5 protein-coding genes are annotated in these 7,764 nt (G+C 36.0%); 2 read left to right on the forward strand and 3 right to left on the reverse strand.

What is annotated here, in order from left to right:
• Positions 1-187 precede the first annotated feature (187 nt).
• Together ACFINA_RS05860 and ACFINA_RS05865 are read left to right on the forward strand one after the other, a co-directional pair.
• Complete coding sequence (locus ACFINA_RS05860; RefSeq protein WP_375607015.1) at positions 188-553, forward strand: hypothetical protein; 366 nt, start codon at positions 188-190, stop codon at positions 551-553.
• Positions 554-597: 44 nt separating this feature from the next.
• Positions 598-1,047, forward strand: coding sequence for a hypothetical protein (locus tag ACFINA_RS05865; protein ID WP_375607016.1), 450 nt, complete (start codon positions 598-600; stop codon positions 1,045-1,047).
• Between the two features lie 1,077 nt (positions 1,048-2,124).
• Here the strand turns inward: ACFINA_RS05865 and ACFINA_RS05870 are convergent.
• The 3 genes from ACFINA_RS05870 to ACFINA_RS05880 all read right to left on the reverse strand — a co-directional run bounded on the left by ACFINA_RS05870 (position 2,125) and on the right by ACFINA_RS05880 (position 7,685).
• The gene (locus ACFINA_RS05870) at positions 2,125-2,886 is read right to left on the reverse strand and encodes a DUF4167 domain-containing protein (RefSeq protein ID WP_375615221.1); all 762 of its coding nucleotides are present in this window, start codon (positions 2,884-2,886) and stop codon (positions 2,125-2,127) included.
• Between the two features lie 1,680 nt (positions 2,887-4,566).
• Positions 4,567-5,010, reverse strand: coding sequence for a hypothetical protein (locus ACFINA_RS05875; protein WP_375607018.1), 444 nt, complete (start codon positions 5,008-5,010; stop codon positions 4,567-4,569).
• Between the two features lie 2,162 nt (positions 5,011-7,172).
• Positions 7,173-7,685, reverse strand: a complete 513-nt coding sequence (locus ACFINA_RS05880; protein ID WP_375615222.1) for a hypothetical protein — start codon at positions 7,683-7,685, stop codon at positions 7,173-7,175.
• Positions 7,686-7,764: the final 79 nt, after the last annotated feature.

The following is a 7,764-nucleotide window of genomic DNA, read 5'->3' on the forward strand; positions in this document are numbered from 1 at the left end:
CCGACATCTCAAAGGGGAACCGACATCTCAAAGGGGAACCGACATCTCAAAGGGGAACCGACATCTCAAAGGGGAACCGACATCTCAAAGGGGAACTAAAAAACTGTAAAACCGTTTAACAATGAAGAAGCCCCTAGGCTGACAAATTGGAGTTCACACTGTCAACTACTCATTTGGAAAATAATTTATGAATCCCCTTGTTTTTATCCTCTTATTGGTTTCATGTACGGATGATTTTAACAGTTGCTATTCGAACAATACAATGGTTAAAACTTACCCAACAGCTCAAGCTTGTGAACAAGCCATGATACCGTCCACAAAAAAGTTTGCACTTTATGGACAACAAATTTTTGCTCAATGTATAAACGTACAACCCAGTTTACATCAACAAGAAGTAAACTTGATCTGGTCTGTAACAAACCGTGGAAATTTTCTTCTTAAAAGCCAAAACGTAAAGGACAAGCTGTCTACAGTCCACAAACAAGATATTTTACCAACATCGCTTCCTCTTTTGCGTTCTTCTTCCACAAACCTCTTGCACAAAAAACTTTAAAAGCATAAACCCATCAGATCTCAAAAAAATAATCAATGGAAGACATGATAGATAATAAGCGAATGCACCCTTCAAAAGACCATCACACAGAGCAAAGTACTCTGCCTCAAGATCTCCCCTTAGATCCTGCTGTAGAACGGGTGAGAAAAAAACTTATGGGATTAATGATTATTTCCGTTTTAATAACGCTCTTCCTTATTCTGACCGTACTATTTTTAATTGTTTATAAAGTTATCGCAACGGGATCAGCGTCAAAACAAACAGAGCGATCTTCCTCTCTCAGCAAAAATCCACAAGCTACCCATCATACGCTCTCCTTACCGGAAAAAACACAGATTTTGTCGCAAAGCCTCTCAGAGAACAATATTGTACTGAAAATTTTAACCCCTGATGGACAAACAAAATTTATGATTTACAATTATTATACCGGTGCACTTGTCTCCATTCTTTCTGTTGAAACAACAGAAAAAATATCGACAATAACGCCTCATTAAGCAAGCCAACCTCAATAAGCGCTGACATAGCATTCTGAAGGTTTAAACATTTTCTGCGAGCCGGGCATTATCACACGCTTTTCCAGCGCGTAGGTGTTGCCGACAATCCTTGGCGCTAGAGAGAGTTCATAAGAGCCATTTTTATTCCTTCTTATACAAATTTATCCACACGGGCTCTCCCCGCTTGCAACGTGCAGGCGAATGGTTTTTGTTGATTCAACCATGGGACAAATTTGGAATGAGAGAATCCTAGGGATTTAGGGGCTCTCACCTAACATACAAAAAAATGAATTGTTATTATAAATCAATGTGATAAGTCTTAAATTTCCACCATACGGCGACGGCGCATTTTTTACTGTATCCCCTCACTTGAATTTTGGAAAAGAAGAAACCTTTCTGTCAACGCATTCCCATTTTTAAGAAAACGGACATCATTTGATGAAAAGCTAATGAACGTGCAAGAAATGCTTCTTCTTGAGTGTAAAAATTCAACATATTAATTTATAGTGATGATTTATTTTGCATGTCAAATGAGAACCTCAAATACTGTAAGATTCTCTCATCTCAAATCTATTTATGATGAAGCTCATCAAAATCATTTCCTCACATACCCTAGCAAGGAAATTGATGAATAAAATACCTCTTATAGATAATCCGGTATCAAAAGAAGAACTGTTGCAACATTGAAAATTAAAGCAATAACGCCCAGCTTACATCTTTTATTAAGCAAAGATAACGGATGGATTTCACATGATAGAATTCATAAACACCAGCGCGAAATGGGCATGAATATATTGAACAATATTAAATATAGGTGTGAATTAAATAAAACAACGACATTGCGTTCTTCATAAAAGAACTGCCTCTTAAAATACACGAATGTGGTTTTCTCTGTATCCCCTCACTTAAATCTCAGCAAAGAGGCAATCTTTTCTGTCAACAGCCTTCGTTAAGTTCCTGATACAGCCCCGTGAAAACTGAAGGAAAGCGCAAGAAGCTTCTTGAGCATATTATAATTTATTATCATGATACCAATAACATCACCACCCAAGCGCGCTTACACAGCACCCTTCAGGTTTAAACATTTTCCTCTGCCTCAAGATTGACCACTCGGCGACGGCGCGTCTTTCTCTGTATCCCTTCACCTAATTCAGGCAAGGAAGAAGCCTCTTTTGTCACTTTTGATGCATCTCCATTGCTAGAGCTTTCTGCTGTTGTGAGTGAAAGCTCAAAAGGTGCTTCATCTTGAGTGCGTACAGTACGTCGACGGGGAGAACGACGTGTTTTTTTGATGGGTTCAACATTTTTCTCAGAGAGACAGTGCTCTTGATCTGTTTTTTCATCCGATAGAGCCCCTAAAGCGTTTTCACGCGCATCTCCATTTTGCATTTTATCATTTTGGCCATCGCCATTTTTTTGCGACGACATTTGTAATACATCTGTATCACCCTCAACAGTATCATTTTTTTCACCGTCAAGATTTATTTCACCGCATTCTTGTCCATTGTTTTCATCACGATTTTCGTTTTCATCACCACGATTTTCATCACGCCGAGGCGATTGAGACATTTGCCCAGCTGCTGCTAAAATAATACGCAAATAGTGCTCGGCATGTTGTAAATAATTTTCCGACATAACACGATCACCTGCACCTTGTGCATCACGCGCAAGGCTTATGTATTTATCGGCGATTTGCTGAGCATTCCCGCGAATTTTAACATCCGGACCGCTACTTTCATAATTGCGAGACAACGGATTAGGACCGCGACGATTATTATTGTTATTACCATTATTGTTATTATTACGACCGCGTACCCGTCTATTTTGTTGTGGCCTCATCTTTATCCCTTTTTGGAGTGTTTGTCTTATGTGTGTCTTAATTGACTCTTCCTCATTGCATTATCTTTTGATAATGCTGATCACGTTTAACATACGCTTATCAAGCTATCCGCGTTTATTTCACTCAAACGAACCCTACTGATATTGATAAAAGCATATATTTTCTTGAAAATCACAAAACAGCAGGGAAATCGTAAATCAAAAATTCCCTTTTTCTCTGTCAAACAGCAGAAACCTAATGATGTTCACGTAAAATGCCAAGTGTTTTTTTTAAAATAAACCATATTTCACTAAAAAAAATAATTATCTTGTGGAAAACAAAAAGGAAAACACACATATAACACACCTGACAAAGAAAAAATTCCTGCCAGAGAATAGTAGAAGCTTCCTTTTTTGCTCTAAAACCACCGCTCCTAAAAACGCCGATATTCTCTACCCCCTCGTGCATTTAACTCACAAGCACTTCCATCCCAACGAGTCACTGCGCGAACCTCTTTATTTTATAAATATAGCCTCTCTTCATCGCTAAAGCAACCCCTTGCGAGCGATAATCCACGATCGCTTCACAAAACCTCTTAATTTTTATAGATAGATTAACACGAAGTATTATTCAAGCCCTATAATCACCAAGAGATCAATCTTCTTTCCCAAAAAAGCCAACGATACTATCAATTTTTATTTTAACCCATAGAGTTTTTAAGTTAATCACAGTTTTTATTTATAACAAATTGAGCTTAAAAACAAAATATTTAAATACAAAAAAATATCAAATTATGAAAAAAACAACCAATATGTCACACTTTTTTAAAAATCAGCTTCTTCTCAAAAAAATACCCTCCTCAAAGCCTATCAATAAGAATGGCCTAACGTATTTCCTTACTTATCTTTTCTGATAAAGAAAACTGGAATTATAAAACAAGCACATTTTAAAACCCAACACAGCGCTTTACGCATGAAGAAGCCTTGAATGTTTATAAAAAAATGTTTTTTTACTCATTTTTGTCATGTCTATTGACTTACACCCTCAAAGAACGAGGATTCTCAAATCACACGGGTCTGTCAACAATGAAAATACTTATAAAATTCATACACTGAATTGATTTGTAATGATAATTCATATTTTTGTGTTGAGTAAGAAAACTTAATACCGTAGGATTTTTCATCCTCAATCTGTTTGCTATTGAATCAATCTCTTTTTCTTGCATGTTACACGTAGGAAAACCTGCGTGGAGTAAAAACGAAAAAAAAGACTAAAAGTACCTCTTATGAACCGTCTCTAAGGCTAAGGGGCTGTCGAGAGGCACCATTGGAAGCGGAGCAAAGTGTGATATGGTACCAGCTTACTCTTTTTTAAACCATAAAGATGAACTTGCTTTATAAATTTTATACATTTCATGAGGGTTTTACCATTATACCATTCACCAAAGCCATTACGAAATGGGTTTCCCACACTCGTTATTTCCCTTAAAAAAGCGCAACAACCCCTCCAGAAACTCCACCACGCCCCCTTAAACATTTCAAGGAGGCCATCCATATCTTATATCGCCATACCTTAAATAAGAAGTGCGATATAACAAGATAAATAAATCAAGCTACTATTGGTCTTGAGGCAGATAGTCATTTAAGAGGCTTTTATCTTTTTATCAAAATTCGCTTCCTTTTAACTTTCCGTATAAAAACTTAAAAGTAATTACGCCTTTTGCCTGTTTTATTTTCTCTTTCATCAAGAAAACAGTCTCGTAAGAGAAAATAATTTCCATCCCCAGGACGGATCCTCGTCAAACATTGTTTTTTTGCAGTATCAGAAAGCTTATCCCACATTTCACGAATAGCAAAATAGGCCTCACTTTCTAAATTAAGGCAGTGCTGATAAACTTCTTTTTTCATCTCGGGCATAACGGAAGCAGAAATTTCCTTGCAATACACACGCAGATCAAAGACAGGAATAGCCAATTCAACAGGCGCTTGTTGTGTTATTTTTTGATGAGAAGAAAAATAACTGACCGCCTTTGCAACAGCAAAACACAAAATCACTATACAAAAAAGTATCATGCAAACAAAAGCAATCTTGCGATATAATCTTTTGAAATAAGCCTTTTGTCTTGCCCGGATTCTTTTTTCCATAAAGATTGTACCCTTTAATATCCCAAGAGAAGCTTTTACAGCAAAAAACGATAGAAGTATCTGTGTACACAATACAGGTTATAGCCGCAAACGATCAAGACTCTTATGTCAAAAGACTCTCTTTTTTACCGTATAATTCTTATGAAACACTTTTCTCATGCCCTTTATGAAAAAATAGGGTTGATGATTTTCTCTCACCACTTTTAAAGACGAAGATTCTTCATCCATGCGATTCTATAAATAATTCGTCTTTGTTAAGACACATCATATTGATTTATAAAGAGTCTTTATTGTTTTGCACGTTGAATGAAAAACCCGAACACCATAGGATTCTCTCATCCGAAGTTTGTTTTTTGTTGAAACAATCAAAACCATGTCGCTTACAAGTTACAAGCGGAGCTGGCATGTGGATTAAAAACTGTATAAGAAAGGCATATGCTTCTTATGAATCGTCTCACGAACCAAGGCTGTCGTAATATTGGGAGCGAGAAAATACAATGATGGTGCCGGCTTGCCTCTGCATAATCGTAAAGATGGGAGTGCTCAATGGGTTTACCATTATTCATCACACAAACACTTCATATATAACACGCCTTTTATTACCCCCCCCTCAAAAAGCAGTCGCTAAAACGATAAGAGATTATAGATGTAAAACTCCAAACAAAGAAAAGAATGGACTTTCTAATCGAGATCAACAAACACTGTTAAAGACACATTTGCATTTTTGACCATGCTGACATGTATAATAATGGCCCTTCAAATACGCCACCATTTTATGCTCCACCCCATATCACGCTCCATCAAACAGTCACAAAGATTCTTTAACTATTCAACGTCCCCCCCCCAACCAAAGCAAAGAAACCGAAACCAGACGCCTGCATTTTTATTTGAATCTTCCCTATTGGGATAAAACACATAAGAATTTAAGATTTCACTGCAAAATGAAATCACAAAATACAATAATGAGAAAAATATCCAAAGCCATCTCAATAACAAATATATAGCGCCCCTGTTATTAGAAAGTAAAAAAAGCCGCACCATTTAAAGGCGCGGCTTATGAATAGAGATATAACTAAATAAAATACAAAAGAAATCAATAATAAATAATTATACACAAAGCGTATAGTATTGCAAGCTTTTTAATTATATTTATAAAAATATCCAAAAAGAGTATAAATAATGATACATTCGTATTGAGGAGAGTTGTTTACAACAATGCACTTTCTAAAATAAAAACGTATCAAATAAATCAAAATACTTTGTAGCTTTATCTCAATATAATCCATGAAAAAACACACATGATTTAAGTCCATAATTATAATAAGATCCGCTTTTTTACACTTGTAAAAGCTGGTTTTTCTTGACTTGCATCCACCACTTAAAAACATGAAGATTCTTCACCCAATCTGATCTATCAACAGCCCAGATTGCAGCGGGGTCCATTTGGCTTTCTCACATGTGATTGACTTAAACTTAAAGCTCAACAAATAAGCCTGCCTTAAATATTTTCCACGCCCTTAAAAAAACACTTTTTGTATCATGGAGGCTCTTACAAAGAGCTTGCCTTATATCATCACACCTGAAAGGACAGTATTTACAGCATAAGCAGGATAAGACAAACAACCGCTTATACAATCTTGTCTGACAAGAAAACAAGTGAAACTTTAGCCTTCAAGTCTTCTTAAACAGTATAGCATTTCTCTTCGTTTATAAGAAAAGACACAACGATACGCATAATTTTCTTATAGGCATTTTTCTGCTTTTGTCCTTTTGGCAATTAATATTTTCTTTTTATGGGATTTTTAACAAATTAAAATTGCGATGAACTGCTCTGTTTCTCTTTAAAAAAAGCGTGAAAATGGCAATTTTTTATAGATTTAAAATCATCGAATGCTCTATCCAAAAGCTTTTTCAAAGTATTGCAAGATTTTTTATTTTTTTAAAGCTTCTTTTGCCATGCGTTTTTGTTTGGGCACAGCTCCTTTCTCTGTAGGCTTTAAAAACTTACCCTTAGATTTCAATATGCACCCTACTCTCCCCAACAACGCATGATCAACTTATCCTGCAACAACGCTTCTCTATCAATTTTTACCCCTTTTTTAACATCTCAAACAGAGTGCAATTCCAGTCCCCACCGAAGATATAAATCAGGTTTATCTGATCTACAGCTTCAACCCATACATATTGTTATGATCACTCTTTTCTAACAAAGAAGAAATCTCTCTAGAATGCTCAACACTGATGTTTTGAGCAACACTACTGTGTAATTCTAGCGGCTTATGTGCTGTAAATTTTGAAATAAAAGAGCTGTAGTCTATTTTTGGTGCCTCGTATATTGAAGAAAAAAATATGTCTCCAGCGGACGATGATTCTGTTTTAATTTCTGGTGCGCTCACAAAACTGTTTGATGTCGTTATTCCACCACTCACAACACTATTAATACTGTCTTGCTTCTCTTCTTTCTCATTTTTTTTCTGTTCGACACTGGTAAGATCTAGAGCATTTAATTTTTTTTCTAAAGCATCCATGCGCTTTGAAATTTTTGTAATATCTTCATATGCTTTCTTCAACAATGCGTTTAAAGGAGCATGTCCCATTCTTCCGCTAGCATAAAGAACCACACGAATACATTCAGGATCATCAATATCAGCAATAGAAAATGGAAAAAGTGCCATTATATCCCCCTTTTTGATAAGCTAAACGCGTATTAAGCATTTGCATATTTTTTCCGTTGTACGGCTCTTGCATTTCTCA

The organism is Bartonella sp. AC10YNML (assembly GCF_042196825.1).
Taxonomy (GTDB): domain Bacteria; phylum Pseudomonadota; class Alphaproteobacteria; order Rhizobiales; family Rhizobiaceae; genus Bartonella.

Excerpts from the sequence above, each read along its gene's own strand:
- ACFINA_RS05875 (WP_375607018.1), bottom strand. The coding sequence starts at position 5,010 with ATGGAAAAAAGAATCCGGGCAAGACAAAAGGCTTATTTCAAAAGATTA.
- ACFINA_RS05860 (WP_375607015.1), top strand. The coding sequence starts at position 188 with ATGAATCCCCTTGTTTTTATCCTCTTATTGGTTTCATGTACGGATGAT.
- ACFINA_RS05865 (WP_375607016.1), top strand. The coding sequence starts at position 598 with ATGATAGATAATAAGCGAATGCACCCTTCAAAAGACCATCACACAGAG.
- ACFINA_RS05870 (WP_375615221.1), bottom strand. The coding sequence starts at position 2,886 with ATGAGGCCACAACAAAATAGACGGGTACGCGGTCGTAATAATAACAAT.
- ACFINA_RS05880 (WP_375615222.1), bottom strand. The coding sequence starts at position 7,685 with ATGGCACTTTTTCCATTTTCTATTGCTGATATTGATGATCCTGAATGT.